The organism is Vibrio sp. QJM3NY_26 (assembly GCF_057786005.1).
In genome coordinates this window covers 543,666-559,345 of sequence record NZ_CM173516.1, presented here as the reverse complement: position 1 = coordinate 559,345, position 15,680 = coordinate 543,666, and the positions used below count along the sequence as shown (strand labels likewise).

15 protein-coding genes are annotated in these 15,680 nt (G+C 45.1%); 8 read left to right on the top strand and 7 right to left on the bottom strand.

Annotated elements, in window-relative coordinates; translation table 11 throughout:
- Positions 1 to 33: 33 nt before the first annotated feature.
- A complete protein-coding gene (locus tag AC3CH4_RS17840) occupies positions 34 to 2,277 on the bottom strand; it encodes a hypothetical protein (RefSeq protein WP_488544182.1) in 2,244 nt (747 codons plus the stop codon).
- A 297-nt stretch (positions 2,278 to 2,574) separates the two neighbouring features.
- On the opposite strand from AC3CH4_RS17840, the gene AC3CH4_RS17835 reads away from it, so the two are divergent.
- On the top strand, positions 2,575 to 2,730 hold the full coding sequence (locus AC3CH4_RS17835) for a DUF5993 family protein (protein WP_017075701.1): 156 nt from the start codon (positions 2,575 to 2,577) through the stop codon (positions 2,728 to 2,730).
- Positions 2,731 to 2,739: 9 nt separating this feature from the next.
- Positions 2,740 to 3,291: a disulfide bond formation protein B gene (locus tag AC3CH4_RS17830; RefSeq protein WP_488544181.1), complete on the top strand. Its 552-nt coding sequence runs from the start codon at positions 2,740 to 2,742 to the stop codon at positions 3,289 to 3,291.
- Positions 3,292 to 3,398: 107 nt separating this feature from the next.
- Here the strand turns inward: AC3CH4_RS17830 and dpaL are convergent, their stop codons facing one another.
- The 3 genes from dpaL to AC3CH4_RS17815 all read right to left on the bottom strand — a co-directional run bounded on the left by dpaL (position 3,399) and on the right by AC3CH4_RS17815 (position 5,787).
- Positions 3,399 to 4,577 (bottom strand): diaminopropionate ammonia-lyase, encoded by a 1,179-nt coding sequence (dpaL, locus tag AC3CH4_RS17825; protein ID WP_488544180.1) that lies wholly within the window; start codon positions 4,575 to 4,577, stop codon positions 3,399 to 3,401.
- Positions 4,578 to 4,703: 126 nt separating this feature from the next.
- Positions 4,704 to 5,087, bottom strand: coding sequence for a RidA family protein (locus AC3CH4_RS17820; protein WP_488527560.1), 384 nt, complete (start codon positions 5,085 to 5,087; stop codon positions 4,704 to 4,706).
- 22 nt (positions 5,088 to 5,109) lie between these two features.
- Positions 5,110 to 5,787, bottom strand: a complete 678-nt coding sequence (locus AC3CH4_RS17815) for a helix-turn-helix transcriptional regulator (RefSeq protein ID WP_408683886.1) — start codon at positions 5,785 to 5,787, stop codon at positions 5,110 to 5,112.
- Positions 5,788 to 6,129: 342 nt separating this feature from the next.
- On the opposite strand from AC3CH4_RS17815, the gene AC3CH4_RS17810 reads away from it, so the two are divergent.
- The 6 genes from AC3CH4_RS17810 (at position 6,130) to AC3CH4_RS17785 (ending at position 12,379) form a co-directional block, all read left to right on the top strand.
- Complete coding sequence (locus AC3CH4_RS17810) at positions 6,130 to 7,293, top strand: M24 family metallopeptidase (protein ID WP_114634484.1); 1,164 nt, start codon at positions 6,130 to 6,132, stop codon at positions 7,291 to 7,293.
- Between the two features lie 111 nt (positions 7,294 to 7,404).
- A complete protein-coding gene (locus AC3CH4_RS17805; protein ID WP_488544179.1) occupies positions 7,405 to 8,175 on the top strand; it encodes a maleate cis-trans isomerase family protein in 771 nt (256 codons plus the stop codon).
- 23 nt (positions 8,176 to 8,198) lie between these two features.
- Positions 8,199 to 9,161, top strand: coding sequence for a DMT family transporter (locus AC3CH4_RS17800; RefSeq protein ID WP_017082837.1), 963 nt, complete (start codon positions 8,199 to 8,201; stop codon positions 9,159 to 9,161).
- A gap of 80 nt (positions 9,162 to 9,241) precedes the next feature.
- A complete protein-coding gene (locus AC3CH4_RS17795) occupies positions 9,242 to 10,237 on the top strand; it encodes a DMT family transporter (RefSeq protein WP_114634486.1) in 996 nt (331 codons plus the stop codon).
- Between the two features lie 3 nt (positions 10,238 to 10,240).
- On the top strand, positions 10,241 to 11,203 hold the full coding sequence (locus AC3CH4_RS17790; protein ID WP_488544178.1) for a DMT family transporter: 963 nt from the start codon (positions 10,241 to 10,243) through the stop codon (positions 11,201 to 11,203).
- 24 nt (positions 11,204 to 11,227) lie between these two features.
- Complete coding sequence (locus AC3CH4_RS17785; protein ID WP_488544177.1) at positions 11,228 to 12,379, top strand: M20 aminoacylase family protein; 1,152 nt, start codon at positions 11,228 to 11,230, stop codon at positions 12,377 to 12,379.
- A gap of 103 nt (positions 12,380 to 12,482) precedes the next feature.
- Here the strand turns inward: AC3CH4_RS17785 and AC3CH4_RS17780 are convergent, their stop codons facing one another.
- The 3 genes from AC3CH4_RS17780 to AC3CH4_RS17770 form a co-directional block, all read right to left on the bottom strand.
- Positions 12,483 to 13,112 carry a bifunctional 4-hydroxy-2-oxoglutarate aldolase/2-dehydro-3-deoxy-phosphogluconate aldolase gene (locus AC3CH4_RS17780; RefSeq protein ID WP_488544176.1) on the bottom strand — a complete coding sequence of 210 codons (630 nt, stop codon included), beginning with the start codon at positions 13,110 to 13,112 and terminating at the stop codon, positions 12,483 to 12,485.
- A 3-nt stretch (positions 13,113 to 13,115) separates the two neighbouring features.
- Positions 13,116 to 14,084 (bottom strand): sugar kinase, encoded by a 969-nt coding sequence (locus AC3CH4_RS17775; protein ID WP_488544175.1) that lies wholly within the window; start codon positions 14,082 to 14,084, stop codon positions 13,116 to 13,118.
- 107 nt (positions 14,085 to 14,191) lie between these two features.
- The gene (locus AC3CH4_RS17770) at positions 14,192 to 15,625 is read right to left on the bottom strand and encodes a PTS transporter subunit EIIC (RefSeq protein WP_488544174.1); all 1,434 of its coding nucleotides are present in this window, start codon (positions 15,623 to 15,625) and stop codon (positions 14,192 to 14,194) included.
- Positions 15,626 to 15,680: the final 55 nt, after the last annotated feature.

The window sequence follows — 15,680 nt, the reverse complement described above, 5'->3', positions numbered from 1 at the left end:
GATGGCTAATACCCTGAACTAGGGGCTAAGGGGCTAATAAAGCAGAAATAGCCCTTGATACCCCCCAAGCTTAACTTCTGTCACATACTCACCAACCTTGCCATTCATATCGACGGGCCTCATTGGCTTGTTTAATGGAATACTGAGTTTGGGTGCCGAATAGAAGTCACGATTTTTACCATAGAAATCGGTTCGATAAAGTACGCGCCCATGCTCAAACTCTCTTGCGAGCACCATCTCTTGAGGGCCTCCCTCTACGATGTTTGTTTCCGAACGATAAAGAAAATAGGTATAGGTTGGTAACAGCAGAACCTTACCGTTTGGCAGATCAGCATGCACAACTTGATGCTTGGTTGAATCGCCGACAATGGTGTAGTCACTGGGTGTTGAGTGTGTGGTCGAAAGCATTAACGGAATGGGCTCTAATTCATTCGGAATCCGGTTGGCTGGAAAGCCTAGGTCGACCTTGAGCAGCTGTGTCGGTCGGTAAGCGATGTTTTTCGGCACACCACTCTTCCAAAAATTCTCTTCGGTAGTATTGCCACTGCCATACACATAACTGCTATTCCACTGGTTAAAATAACTATGTTGTGGCTGGTAGCTGAGGTAATAAATAGCGAGGGTTGAATACTGATCTTGTTGCCAGTTATCTTGGCTGTTACCTAGGTATTGAACGCGCCCATAGCGAGTAGTGGCTTGGAATATAACGCTTGAATCAGTGTTAGCTAACGCTGAGTTATCCCAAAACTTAGACAATCCGGCATAACCACTAAAGCCTGTAGAGGGGAATAAGTAGTGCTCCCTAAAGTACAGGTTTCCTGAGTTAATTAAGTGTGATTGCCCGTTTCGGCCATAAAGGTTGGCCGTTCCAATATTAAGGCCAATTGAAAGAGTATCGTCGTTAGCTGATAACTGTTTGAGAAAGGCTGCGAAGTGCGTCTTGTATTGCTTATCCGCTTCATTAGGCCCTACGACAAGACCAAGCTCTTGAATGGTTCCTCCTGAATAAACCTCAAATTGATTGCTGCCAAGGAGTTTGTTGGTATCGTCGTTGTAGGCGCCATTGAGCCCTTGTTGCCCCCAATGTTTGGAATAGTAGTTTCGTATCAACATCAGTAGATCTGGGTTAGCAAGGTTGGTCAATGACCATGATGAGTTTTGGTTCCACATTCGGCCGAAAGGAATGACGCGAGACTCCCAGCGAAATCGAGCTGTAGCCAATTTTTTATTCCTATTTTCATATTCAGAAGGTGATAAATAGTTGTCTTGGTTGAGATCGGCTGACTGGTCAAAACCACGGATCTTGCGCCAATACTTGGTTTCGTTTGGTGGTTGTGAATCTGTCTTTGAAGTCTGCAGATCTTTGAGTTCGATTTTCGGGAAATGGTCTTTCAATTGAACTTGATTTAAGCGAGGGCGAATATCATTTTGGTTCCCTTGCCAGCGTACCCTAACAACGTATAAACGCCCGCCATCTCGAATAAACGTAGAACCAAAATACTGCCCCCCACCATAACTCTGGCCACTTCCATCGTGAGTATTTGTTCTTACCCAGTTAGATGGGACTCGCCAGTTTACGGCTTGGTTTCGGGTCATGTTGCTTGTGTTATCTTCCATTATATCGACGCTAGACCATGCCGTGACTTTACCCTCAACGTTCATCGATGATGGATACTCAATCTGAAACTCTCCGCCCTGTGCAAAGTGTGAAAATTCAAATGCTAAGTGATTGAATTTCTCAGAGTGATAAACGTAGAGAGCGCCACCTTTGTCAAAATGTTCAAACACATCAGCATCCCAAGGTGGTGGTTGATAAAGAGCAAAGCCCGCGTGCTTTTCATCAGCGGTATAGCCGATAATCATAGGTTTGCGATTTAAAGTGGTATTGGCACCGTGACTCGTATCAGGCTCTGCCAGAATCGTGTCTTCTGAAAAGTGTAGGAAAAAATCTTCGTAATCAATGCCATTTCGCTCTGCGGCATTTCTAATTTCGTTTTCTAATTCTCCTGAATTCAGATCCAATTTTTGGTTGTACATATAACCAATCGCGCTGACGCTTTCGTTATCATTTTTATCGGCGTAAGCCCCAAACACCAAGTCACTATTGTTGACCTCCCAATCGATCACCTCTCTGGCTGATAAGGAGGAGCCATGTAAGTTGAACCCATTCTCATGTTGGCTTGGTAGCACAATGGTATAGCTTGCCAAGCTGGTGTTTGAAGACACAAGGCATGTAAAGGGAAGGGCCAATAGTAGTCGAGTACGGTGTTTTTTCATCAAGCTTCCTAGTCACAATGGGAGCGGTTTTATATCAGCCAAATTAAGCATCTCACGCTATGTCAGTGTAGCAAAGCACGGTATTGGGGTTGGGTTTACCTCTGGAGGTTAGCTCGAATAGATATCAGAACGTAGCTTCTAACTTGACAGTTTGGAGGTTACTAACAACTATTAAGTTGATGATTTTTAATCCGTAATCCATTGGTTCACCTAAGTTGAATGACTAAGGACGTAGGTGCGGGTGTTTTGTGATGTTCAATATGACTGAACTCGATAAGTAAGGAGGGGATGCCCCTTATGATGTCTTTACTGTTTTTGTTATTACTTGTGGCGATGGTGTGCGGGTTTTTCGGCAAGAAGACCGCCGCGTATGGCTTTTTCGCTGGCTCAGTGATCCTTGGTTTGTATTGGTTTAATCACCATGCGACTGACCCTCTGTCGATCTTATTGTAAGGAGCTAACATGAATCGAAATCAGTTAACTCTTCTGAATACGCTTGGCTTACTGGGTATGACAGCCGTTTTGTTGATCGGCTTTATTCTTCAGTTTGTCCTCAATGAACTTCCTTGTCCTCTGTGTTTGTTGCAGCGCATTGGCTTTGTGATGGTGGCGTTTGGCTTCATGCTGAATGTGGTTTATGGGCCTCAATCTCGTCACTATGGTGTCATTCTGATTGGCGCTTTGTATGGTGTGGCCACATCGTTAAGACAAGTTTCCCTACACGTGATTCCGGGCACTCCTGGTTACGGTAGCCCTATTTTGGGGATGCATTATTACACTTGGGCCTTTGTATTGTTCGCTGCAACCATATTGGGTGTTGCCGTGATTTTGATACTAACCAATAAGGCCAAGTCTCACGAACCTTACAAAATGAGTAACTTTGGACGGATTGTGTGTTTATTAGCAATCGTGGTGGTGGCATTGAATGCTATTGCTACGTTTGTAGAGTGTGGGCCATATCAGTGTCCGGATAATCCGGTGAGCTATTGGTTACTCAATCAAGGTGCGAGTTAGAAAAATGGTGCTTTGAGAGAGCGATTAAAGAACAACTGGTAAAAGAAAAGCCACAGCGTTCGCTGTGGCTTTGTCGTTAGTGTTGTGGAGTTTATGACCGTCAGCAATTAGTTAGAGTGGTGCAATCCATTCCAAACGATGTCGCGGTAACGTGTTTGGTTGGTGTCGCCTTCGGTGCTGAAGAGCATGATGGTTGCGTCTTCATTTAAGCCTAGAGTGTCACGCGTTGCTTGGTCTGCGCCCTCTCGGCAAAGTTGGTAAAGAAGACCTAGTGTAATCGCACCTGACTCACCGCTGATGATTTGGCTGTCACCTTGTAGTGGGTTACCTAGAACACGCATCCCGTTTGCTGAAATACTGTCGTCAACCGAGATAAAGTAGTTACTGCAATTACGCAATACTGGCCATGTCACTGGGTTTGGTTCACCACATGCAAGACCCGCCATGATTGAGTTCAACTCACCGGTTACGTTGACCATTTCGCCTTTCTCGCCTGAGCGGAAAATACAATCTGCGGCTGCTGGCTCTGCAATGATGGTTTCAAATGTATCTGCGCCTAGCTTGTCTGCAAGGTAGCCTAATATGCCGCCTGCCATTGCACCTACGCCAGCTTGTAAGAATACGTGAGTTGGAGCGCTAAATTCTTGCTCTTGAACTTGCTCGACGGCTTCATCTGCCATCGTCATGTAGCCTTGTGAAATCCATGTTGGGATCTCTTCATAACCCTCCCATGCAGTGTCTTGAACAAGCATCCAGCCATTGTCTTGCGCCGTTTGGTTCGCCATACGTACCGTGTCGTCATAGTTAACTTCCGTCACGATGCATTCTGCACCTAGACCCTGAATGCGGTTAACGCTTGCTTGAGATGAACCTTTTGGCATGTAAACCACGGCTTTTTGGCCCATTTCACGAGCTGCCCACGCGACACCAGTGCCATGGTTACCCGCTGTTGCTGTCGTAAATACAAGTGGCTTATCCAGTTTTGAAGCAACGGTTTTAAGATTGATCTCAGAGATATCAATGCCAAGGTGTTTTGCCAATTGGCGACCCAGAGCGTAAGAACCGCCGAGTACCTTGAATGCATTCAAACCGAAGCGTTTTGATTCGTCTTTAACGAGGATCGCCTTAACACCAAGGTGATTAGCAAGATTAGGAAGAGAGACAAGTGGCGTTGGTTGGTAACCTTCGATCTGACGGTGAAACTCACGCGCTTGTTGCGCTTGAGATGCAGTGAATAGCTCGCAAACTTGTCCAGTGTAGAATGAATTTTTTGATAGTTTTAACATAGGGCACACTTAGATACAGGCAGAGGAATTAAAGGCCATCAAGCGATGTTCAATGACCTTACTTTGTCGTTAATAACATTACATAGTTATTTTTTGCTATACGCAGTCACTAAAAGCAATACGTGATTACTTCATGTAAGCGATTGCTTCAACTTCGACTAGTGCGTCTTTTGGCAAACGAGCGGCTTCAACACAAGAGCGTGCTGGCGCGTTCTCTGTACCAAATACTTCCGTGTACACCTCGTTAAATGCAACGAAGTTTTCCATATCAGATAGGAAACATGTGGTTTTAATAACGGTATCCAGTGAACCACCACTTTGTTCCAAAACTGCTTTTAGATTTTCTAGTGACATACGAGCTTGCTCTTTGATGCCACCTTCAACAAACGCCATTGTTTTTGCATCAAGCGGTAATTGACCTGAAGTGAAGATTAGGTCTTTGAATGCCATACCTTGAGAGTAAGGGCCGATTGCTGCTGGTGCTAGATCTGTATGGATTTTTGTTTTCATTTCGTTTCTCTTTATATGATTTCTATGCTCTAAACTCGCGGATGTATTTGTAAATAGCGTGGCGAGTAATACCAAGACGCTCAGATACGAATGCTGTCGCCTCTTTTAATTCGAAAATACCGTTCTCAAGCAATAGCTTGGTAATGGCTTTGTTTCGACCTTTTAAGTTGACTGACTCATCGTTGTCGACTTCAAAAATAGCGTGCTCAAGCGCTTGCTCAATCACTTCTGTTGTTGAAGCTCCAAAGTTCTCATGCACACCCACAGGGGCATGAGCCATGTCTGGCATTAAAGTTTTTATGATCTCAGGAAACGGGTGAGACAAGTTCATATTGATACAGAACAGCCCAATTGGTTTGCCATTTTCTCCAGCTAGCACACAGGTCGTAGACTTAAGTAACGATCCATCTTTGCTGGTGGTGAAGTAACTCTTTGGCGTGATCTCACCAGTGCTCTCAAACACACTCAGCATCTTCAGCCCCAGATCGGTGATAGGTGATCCTACTTCTCGACCCGTGTGGTGTCCGTTCACTATCTTCACTACCGACTTTTCAAAGCTCTCGAATGAATGAATCACAACCTCACAGTGCGGACCAATAAAGTCGGCAATGGTTTCGGCTAAGCGAAAGTTCAGTGCGAGATGCTCTCTATCATTGTCGGTGAATTCTACGTTAAACGATTTATATGCTGATGCGTTCATTTTAGACCACTGTTGTTAACTTTAATTGCCTTTTATTATCTTTGGTTACTCGATGCATTTCAAGTTGCCAATTAACTTTATGTAACTATAAGACTATACATCCGCTTCCCATACAAGGCTAAAGTTACAAATAAGTACCTAAAATTGATCGTAATCAACAATATTCCCAGTTTTAGATGCTTTCTGGTCACTATAGTTAACCCTAAGATCTTGGTCACATTATTTAACTTAAATGTCAGTAAGATGCTCATCGTAACGTAAACAAAATTGAACTATAGGGTTGGTTACTGGTTGTGAAGAGCAGCAGAAGTGCCTACCTAAATACAATAATTAGAGGTTCCAATGACTAACTACCTAAACCGCGGCTTTGAACAAGCTGAGTTTGAAAACAGAACATCACGCGCTCAAAAAGTCATGCATGAGATGAATCTGGATGCGATGATTTTCACAACCGAACCAAACGTTCGCTACTTCACTGGCTTCCACACTCAGTTTTGGCACAGCCCAACTCGCCCATGGTTTGTCATAGTTCCTGCAGAAGGAAAGCCGATTGCGATTGTTCCTGAAATAGGAGCAAGTGGTATGGCGGGAACATGGGTCGATAACATTATTACTTGGCCTTCTCCTCGTCCTGAAGATGATGGCATTAGCTTAGTAGCTAGCGCATTGAACTCTCTGCCTTGTCGTCATGGCCGAGTAGGCGCAACGCTAGGCATTGAATCTCACCTACGTATGCCTGTGAACAATTACTTGAAATTAACCACCATGGTTAAGAAAGACTTTGTTGATGTGTCTTTAGCAATGCATGAACTTCGTCAGATCAAGTCACAAGCTGAAATCGAGAAAACACGTGAAATCTGCCGCATTACCAATGTTGGGTTTAGCAAGATCCCTCAATACGCAAAAGCCGGCATGACCGAGCGTGAAATCTGTAAACAGTTCCGTATCGATATGTTGTTAGAAGGTGCGGACGAATGCCCTTATATCATCGCAGGCTCAGGGCCAGATGGTTATGACAGCATCATCATGGGCCCAACTGATCGCATCATTGAGCCGGGAGATGTGTTGATCATCGATACCGGTGCTGTACGTGATGGTTATTTCTCTGATTTCGACCGTAACTGGGCATTTGGTCATGCAAGTGAGCAAACCAAAGCGGCATACCGCGCTACTTACGAAGCGACCACGAAAGGCTTTGAGGCTGCGAAACCGGGCGCAACCACGACTGACATCTACAACGCGATGTGGGGAGTATTAGAAGCCAATGGTGCATTGGGCAACGACGTTGGTCGTCTTGGTCATGGTTTAGGTATGGAGCTGACAGAGCGCCCGTCTAACACGGCTACCGACAACACAGTACTTAAGCCGGGTATGGTGATGACACTAGAACCGGGCATGGTTTACGCACCGGGTAAGTCAATGGTTCACGAAGAGAATATCGTGATTACTGAAGACGGCGCTGAATGGTTAAGCAAACGCGCAGAGCCAGAACTGATCATTATTTAGCTAAAAACTTAACACCTTACAAACTTAACACCTTACAAATTTAACACCCTACAAAAGCTGGCTCTGGACTCCAGAGTCAGCACATAAAAATTATAAAAATACGAGTTTCTCATGCAAACAATAGAACAGTTTCGTCAATTTGAAATCCCATTACAGCACGTTCAGGCCCCAAGAATTGGTCGAGTTCATATCGGTTTAGTACAACTAAGTACTGACCACTCTTTAGAGATGGACTGGGCAAAGTTACTGGGTACACAAGCGGGTGTGTTTAGCTCCCGTGTTTATTACAGTAGCGAAATGACACCAGAAGCGCTCGACCAAATTGCGGTTGGGATCAGTGAAGCATCAGATTTGATTGCTACTGGCTTACCCATGGATGTCATGGCGTTTGGTTGCACTTCAGCTTCTATCATTATTGGTGAAGAAAAAGTAGCAAACCTTCTTACACAAAATCGCGGTGATATTCCCGCAACGAATCCATGGACAGCTGCTCAAGCTGCATTTAAGCACTTGTGTGCAAAGAAAGTTGCCGTGTTTTCCCCTTATCCAACAGAAGTGAATTTCCCTCTTTATCAACAACTGACTGCCGCTGGCTTTGAAGTTCCTGTTTTGGGTTCACTTGGCATTGAGAAAGACACTGACATTACCACGGTTTCAAAGGAATCAATGATGGAAGCATTAAGCGAAATGCTGCCTGATTCTAGTGCCGATGTTGTATTTATGTCTTGCACCAACCTTCGTGTTCTTGACCATATTCAAGAGATTGAAGATCGATTTGGTATCCCTGTCGTGTGTAGCAACTCTGCGATGTTCTGGCATTGCATGCACCTAGTCGGCAAGACAGCTCAGTGTCCAGGTTACGGACAATTGCTAAATCAATAGCAACCAATGAAAGGAATTTAAAGATGAGTAATACAGTAAAAGGTTGGATCGCGGCCATTTTCATTGGCCTGCTATGGGGTATTCCCTGGATCGTTGGAACACCAATTCTAGAAGTAATGGATGCACAGGTCTTGGTATGGGTTCGCTATACCGTAGCCTTCATTACCTTATTTGTGATTATCCAAGTCAGCAATGCGATGGGTAAACCACAGAAAAAAGTCGACTTTAAGCTTAACTGGGCAAATCGACACGACATTTTCTGGGCAGCATGTTGCGGCATTATTGGTCAAGGCGCTTTCAGTTTTCTATCGTTCCTGTCTCTTGACTACATCACTGCTTCAGAAAACGGCGTAATCCAAGGGCTTATTCCAATCATTATCTTGTGTGTTGGTTTCCTTCGTCATGGTGAACGTTTTACTCCAATGCAAATTTTGGCGGCGGTTGGTGCGTTCGCTGGTGTCGCTATCTTGGTAATGGATCCATCTGTTGAAGGAAGTGGTTTCAACATTGGTCACTTGATCTGTCTTGGTAGCGCAGCGAGTTTCTCTACGATGGCTTACGCTCGTGCGAAACTTGCTGAGAAATATGGCTCAGTGGCGACGATGTACCACCAGTTCATTTTTGCGGCAATCGGTTTTGGTCTTTATCTACTGGTTGTGGGGGCGGACTTCTCTTCAGCACTCGGTATTTTCAGTTCTCCACTTCGTATGGCTTGTATTGCAATTTTGGGTGTGGGTATTTCAGGTATCAGCTACCTAATCTACATCTATGCCATGGAACGAGTCGGCGTAGACGGAACGGGTATGGCACTTAACTTGATGCCTCTGTCTTCTTTCGTCCTGGCTGTGTTTGCTCTCGGTGAAGCGGTAACGCCAATGCGACTATTAGCGATTGCGGTCGTTATTGGCTCAATGATGCTGTTCATGAAGTTTGGTAAGGCGAAGAAAAAAGCGCCTCAGATGAAAACGGCGACAAACGCTAACTAACCGTCAACCACGATACAAATTACAAGTAATAAGGCGGTGTGCCGCACCGCCATTATCGAAAAATTATGGAAGATAGAAAGATGAACACAACAAACAGAGACACATTTTTAGGATGGACTGCAGCCATTGCTGTTGCCTGTATCTGGGGCGTAACAGGGGTGGTCTCTAAGCCGCTTTCTATGGCTGTTGATCCGATGACATTGGTATTTTTCCGCTACGTTACTGCGGTAATTGGCCTATCAATCATTTTCTTTTTTACATCACGTAGCAAAAACTTAAGTGCAGACTTAGGTTCTTCATTAAAGATCGATACCAAAGATATTGGACGTATTGCGCTTTGTGGCATCGTGGGACAAGGGGTTTTCTCACTTTTTAATTTCCTTTCTCTTTCTCATATTGGTGCGACTGAAAACGGTGTTATCCAAGGTATGCAGCCGTTCGCGACGGTTTTCTTTGGCATGATGTTTATGAACTTCCGTATGAACAAGATTCAGTGGGGCGCTTTCATCGCATCTGCAGTTTGTATTTACGCAATGAGTGTCGGGCCAACAAACACCATTGAAGGCGGTACTCCGCTGCTGGGTTATGTTTACGTGACATGTTCGATGCTGGCTTTAGCGTGGACGGCACATTTACGTGCTAGCTTAGCGGACAAGTACGGCTCAGTGGTTTCCATGCTGTACCAATACATTTCGGTTGCTGTGATGGGCATTATCGTTGTGTTGACCATGGGCTTGGACTTGTCTCAGATTTACATTATTTTCTCTAGCCCGCTGTTGATTGCACTGCTTATTTTCTTAGGTACAGGCATTTCTGGTGGTAGCTACTTGATTCAATTGTATTCTTTCAAGCGTATCGGTGTAGAAAAGGCAACGATGGCATTAAACCTCATGCCTTTGGTTGGCTACTTAGTGGCAGTTGTAACACTTGGTGAGCAGATGGCCATGGGGAAAACCATTGTCGTTTCATTGATTGTCGTAGCACTTTACGTATTCACTAAGTTTGAAACGAAGCAAGAAGAACAGACAGCAGAAAACTTAGCTTGCGATAAGAAAGCAACGCCAGAAGTGAGCTAAGTGATGAAATCAGTGACTAAAGGTTGGATTGCAGCAATTAGCGTTGGTTTGCTATGGGGCTCTGAGGCTGCTTTAGCTACCTTGCCACTGCAAACCATTGATGCGCGATTGTTAGTGTGGCTGCGCTACATGATGGCATTCTCGGTTTTATCTTTAGTCCTGATTTTTGGAGCAATACGTCAAGCCAATACTCAAACTAAACCGAAACTGTCGTTCAGTTGGGCTAATCGAAGCGATTTATTTAAGTTATTAGTGTGTGGTGTAGTAGGCCAAGGTTTATTTAGCTTCTTGTCATTTCTATCACTCGATTATATTTCGCTATCGGAAAACGGAGTCATTCAAGGTCTTGTACCGATTGCAATCTTGGCTATTGGGCAAGTTTTCTATGGTGCACGCTTTACGCGTATGCAAATTGCCTCAAGTGGGATTGCTTTGATTGGAGTGAGCATATTGGTTCTTGCTCCGCCGTTTACTTCGGAAGATAGCGGAATGAACATTGGCCATCTGATTTGCTTATTGAGTGTGTTGAGCTTTGCATCTGTCACCCACTTACGGGCTCATCTGGCAGAAAAATACGGTGCAACTCGCACCATGCATTATCAGTTTGGTTTCGCAGCTGTTGGTTTTTTCATTTATTTATTGGTGTCAGGTATAGATGTACCCAGCCTGCTACTGGTGATGCGCCCTTCTTGGTCACTTCTATGCATTATGGTGCTAGGAGGTTTTGTATCAGGTCTGGGCTATATCGCGTATATCTACGGCATAGAACGTGTGGGAGTTGAAGGCAGCAGCATGGCTTTAAACCTCATCCCTATGTCAGCATTTTTCATTGCTGTTTTGGTGTTCGGAGAGCCTATCACCCCCTTGAGGGCGATGGCGGTTGGCTTAATCATCGTTGCTATGATGCTATTTGCAACCTCCAACAAATCTCGCGAAATGACATCCAAAACAGTTTCAACAAATTAATTTTAAGTATTTATTGGAGTTTCCATGACTAACACTGCCACTGTCACAGAATGGCGTCGCCATCTACATCAGTACCCTGAATTTGGTACTGAAGAGTTCAAAACCTCTGAATTTGTTGCGAATAAACTCGAAGAGTTCGGCATTGAAGTTCACCGTGGTATTGGTGGAACCGGTGTTCTGGGAATTTTAAAAAATGGTACAAGCGGTCGCTCGATTGGGTTGCGTGCTGACATGGATGCCCTGCGTATTCATGAAGAGAATACGTTTTGTCATGTTTCTAAACATGATGGTGCGATGCATGCTTGTGGTCATGACGGGCATACAGCTATGTTGTTGGGTGCCGCGCAAGAGCTAGCAAACAGCAAGCAATTTGATGGCACCGTTTACTTCATTTTCCAACCCGATGAAGAGCGTGGTACAGGCGCCAAAGCGATGATCGAGGACGGCCTGTTTACTCGTTGGAATATGGATGCGATTTACGCAATGCATAACCTACCGGGTATTCCTGAAGGTAAGTTTGTGACTCGCCCCAACTCATTAATGGCGAGTGAAAGTAGCTTTGAAATTGTTATCAAGGCTACGGGTGGTCATGCCGCTATGCCACACATGGGAACCGACCCGATTGTAGTTGGAGCTCAGGTTGTGACCGCCTTACAAACCATTGTTTCACGTAATTTGAGTGCAATTGATGAGACGGCGGTTATTTCAGTGACTAACTTTGTTACCAACGGCACAGTTAACGTGATTCCTTCGCAAGTGACCATTTCAGGTGATACTCGTAGCTTCACGGATCAAGCGTTACACAAGATTGAGAAAGCGATCGAGCGTGTCGTTGCGGGTCAGTGCATGTCAGCAGGCGTTGATTATCAATATCATTTTAACAATAGCTTTCTATCAACAATCAACACGCCGGAAGAGACTGCTCACGCAATCAAAGCAGCACAAGCGGTTGTTGGTGAAGAGAATGTGAATGGAGCTTGTGAACGCTTCACCATCAGTGAGGATTTCTCGTTCATGTTACGCGAAGTAAAAGGGTGCTATGTGCTAGTTGGGAATGGTGTTGGTGAATGTGGAGGCACTGCGCTTCATAACCCACACTACGATTTTAACGACAATATTCTGGAACATGGCGTTGGGTTCTGGAAGACGCTTGTAGAGCAACAATTGTCACAATAGATAGATGAAAAAAGAGCGAGAGGCAAGCCTCTCGCTCTTTTTGTATGTAACGCATTTCCAAATCTGCGAACAGTTTAGACTAACTACTTAACTACTTAACTACTTAGCGATTCACCTGCTCAACAATCTCTCTTGTTAGACGGGCAATCTCGTCCCACTCTTTGTTTTCGACGAGCTTCTTATCCACCATCCAGGTGCCACCACATGCCAATACCTGAGGAACGGCTAGGTAGTTGCCAATGTTTGATGGCGTGATACCGCCTGTAGGCATGAGTCTTATGTCGCCATAAGGTCCGACTAACGATTTCACCATACTGATACCGCCAGAAGCTTCTGCTGGGAAGAACTTCAAGGTTGTTAAGCCCATCTCTAATGCCGCTTCAACGGTGCTTGGATTGTTCACTCCAGGAATGATATCGATGCCGATTTCTTGGCATGCTTTAACCGTGTTTGTATTGAATCCCGGTGATACCACAAACGTTGCGCCCGCTTCTTTGGCTGCGAGTGCTTGCTCACAGTTCAAGATGGTGCCCGCGCCGATCAGCATGTTAGGCTGAGCTTCGCGAAGCAGTCGGATAGCTTCAACAGCGGCGTCTGAACGGAACGTAATCTCAGCAGCTGGAAGGCCATTCTCAGCCAATACTTTGCCTAGAGGGATAATATCCTCTGCGTTATCAATCGCGATAACAGGGATAACTTTAAGTGCTTTTAGCTGTTCGTTAATTGTAGGCATGGTTTACTTCTTAATAGGGTTTGAAAGAGTATCGGTGATGACTTTTGGAATAATTGCACCGTGGTGTTGAATCACTAGTCTTGCGAGTGCATTACCTTGTTGGCAGGCTTCTGAAACAGAACCTCCAGCGAGATAGCAAGATAAGAAACCGCCGTTAAAAGAGTCGCCAGCAGAGGTGCTATCAACCACAGTCTCGACAGGTGTCGTTGTGATTTTTACTGGCTCATTTTCAGGGTTTTCGCTGATCAAGCAGCCTTCAGCACCAAGCTTCACAACAACGGTTTTGACGCCGAGTGAATGCAGCCTTCTTATGGTGTCTTGCGGCGTTGTATCGCCCCACAATAGTTGTTCGTCATCAAAGGTAACCAAGGCGATATCTGTCGCTTGATAGGCAAGCTGATAAGCTTCTTTGGTTGCGTCTTGTGAGTCCCACAACTTTGGTCGGTAGTTACTATCAAAGGCGATGGCCACACCACGTTCACTTAGACCTTGGATGATAGTGAGTAACTTTAGCTGATCGCCATGAGGCAAGATCGCCAGAGATATCCCGCTCAAAAACACCATATCAACATCGCAAAGTTGGGCGGTTATCTTATCGAAATCTGGGTGCTGCACCATGTAACGAGCAGCAGAGTCATTACGCCAATACAAGAATGTGCGTTCGCCAACGTCGTCTAATTGAATCAGATACAGGCCTGGCGAGCGCTGTTCGTCGATAAGCACTAAATCGGTTGATAACCCTTCATCTTGCCAACGCTTAAGCATCTCTTGGCTAATGGAATCTGCTCCAAGAGCCGTGACGTAACTGGTACGAATCCTAGGAGTATTTGTCGAACTGGAATGGCTGGTGGCACTTCGGTTCAAATACACAGCGGCGTTGAGCGTATCTCCACCATAGGTTTGTTGCATGGTACCGAATGGAGCGCCGTTCAGTTCAATCATGCACTCGCCGATAATCGCAATGTGGCTCATAAGTGTGCCCTTACAGAAGAATGGGTATTGCTAGCTATAAATGATGGAACGTGGCTACAAGGAAGGTAGCCACGTTGATTCTGTTCCCAATAGGTTGGGAGGAAGTGTTATTTGTTGTCTAGTTTTACGAACAATAGCGTTAGAACATAAGACAGTACAAACACACCAACCACACCCATAATCGCTTGGATAAAGTTCTGTGTGCCGCCTGCAAGGTAAGCTGGCAAGCTGAAGACAGAAGAAAGAATGTAGCTCGTTAAGTGCGTATCGATTGTTACCGAGATAGCACCGAACACACCCGCAGCCAAACTCGCGGTCATCATCGCTTTGGTGTATTTCGTGAGGACACCAAATAGAGCCGGCTCCGTGATGCCTAAGATAGCGGTAACACTTGAGCCCATCGTGATTGAAGATTGCTCTTTAGAAACTGTTTTACGTTGCTTGTGCCAGATAGCCATTGTCGCGCCAGCAATTGCCATGTTACCTAAACACATGATCGGCATTAGTAAATCCTTACCATACAGAGCAAAGTTGTTCAGGCTAATCGGCGTCATGCTGTGGTGAATACCAAACACAATCGTAATCGGGCGAGTCAGACCAAAAACAAAGCCCGTTAACGTAGGAGATATCTCCAGTAGCGAGCTCATTACCCAACCCGCGCCGTTACTTAGCCAGATACCAGCAGGGCCAACAAATGATAGCGTGATGGTCGAAGTTACCGTAAAGGCAAGCAGTGGTGTAAATACAGGCTTCGCAGAAGAAGGAACTAGACGGTCAACTAACGGAGTCACTTTAGACAATAACCAGATTGCTAGAATCGCAGGAACAATTGCGCCGCCGTAGTTGAGCAGTTCAATCGGAACCACGCCAAGAACCGTCAGCTCCGGAGCAGCGCCAGCATCTTTGAGTAGCACTGCTTTATCGACTAGTTTGGGTGCCAACATCGCTGAAGAGACAGCCAGCGCAATGTATTCGTTTACTTTAAATACTTTGGCTGCAGAGAAAGAAACCAGCATTGGTAGGAAGAAGAAAACAGCGACAGAAATAGAACGGAAAAAGTAAACCGTGTCTGAGCTTTCAGAGATAACGTTGGTTGCGATAAGCCCTGAGAGTAGACCCATCAACATACCAGCGCCCGCAATGGCAGGAACGACAGGGCCAAAGATACCTGCGACAATACGCATCACGCCCTGGAACAGCTTGCCTTTCTCTAGCTCATCAGCCGGATTAGCGTCAGCTTGTTGAGTGTTTGATAGCGCGTTGAACCACTTCTCGACCTCAACACCGATGATGACTTGGGTTTGGCCTTGTTGAAGTACCACACCTTTCACATCAGCGATCTGCTTGATAGCCTCTTCGTCTACCAGAGACTCGTCTGCCAATTTGAATCTTAGTCTTGTCATACAGTGCGTGAGACTCACGATATTATCTTCACCACCAAGTGCTGTGACTAATAACTGTATATTTTCTCTGAAATTTTTCTTTTTAGACGATGACTTAGAGTTATTCATAACAGCATCATTATTTTCAACAATTTGCATACTACACCTGTTACTGGGATATATTTAACTCCAGTAATCATATCGATAACTTATT

Coding starts and splice junctions, on each gene's coding strand:
- AC3CH4_RS17840 (WP_488544182.1), bottom strand. CDS start 2,277: ATGAAAAAACACCGTACTCGACTACTATTGGCCCTTCCCTTTACATGC.
- AC3CH4_RS17835 (WP_017075701.1), top strand. CDS start 2,575: ATGATGTCTTTACTGTTTTTGTTATTACTTGTGGCGATGGTGTGCGGG.
- AC3CH4_RS17830 (WP_488544181.1), top strand. CDS start 2,740: ATGAATCGAAATCAGTTAACTCTTCTGAATACGCTTGGCTTACTGGGT.
- dpaL (WP_488544180.1), bottom strand. CDS start 4,577: ATGTTAAAACTATCAAAAAATTCATTCTACACTGGACAAGTTTGCGAG.
- AC3CH4_RS17820 (WP_488527560.1), bottom strand. CDS start 5,087: ATGAAAACAAAAATCCATACAGATCTAGCACCAGCAGCAATCGGCCCT.
- AC3CH4_RS17815 (WP_408683886.1), bottom strand. CDS start 5,787: ATGAACGCATCAGCATATAAATCGTTTAACGTAGAATTCACCGACAAT.
- AC3CH4_RS17810 (WP_114634484.1), top strand. CDS start 6,130: ATGACTAACTACCTAAACCGCGGCTTTGAACAAGCTGAGTTTGAAAAC.
- AC3CH4_RS17805 (WP_488544179.1), top strand. CDS start 7,405: ATGCAAACAATAGAACAGTTTCGTCAATTTGAAATCCCATTACAGCAC.
- AC3CH4_RS17800 (WP_017082837.1), top strand. CDS start 8,199: ATGAGTAATACAGTAAAAGGTTGGATCGCGGCCATTTTCATTGGCCTG.
- AC3CH4_RS17795 (WP_114634486.1), top strand. CDS start 9,242: ATGAACACAACAAACAGAGACACATTTTTAGGATGGACTGCAGCCATT.
- AC3CH4_RS17790 (WP_488544178.1), top strand. CDS start 10,241: ATGAAATCAGTGACTAAAGGTTGGATTGCAGCAATTAGCGTTGGTTTG.
- AC3CH4_RS17785 (WP_488544177.1), top strand. CDS start 11,228: ATGACTAACACTGCCACTGTCACAGAATGGCGTCGCCATCTACATCAG.
- AC3CH4_RS17780 (WP_488544176.1), bottom strand. CDS start 13,112: ATGCCTACAATTAACGAACAGCTAAAAGCACTTAAAGTTATCCCTGTT.
- AC3CH4_RS17775 (WP_488544175.1), bottom strand. CDS start 14,084: ATGAGCCACATTGCGATTATCGGCGAGTGCATGATTGAACTGAACGGC.
- AC3CH4_RS17770 (WP_488544174.1), bottom strand. CDS start 15,625: ATGCAAATTGTTGAAAATAATGATGCTGTTATGAATAACTCTAAGTCA.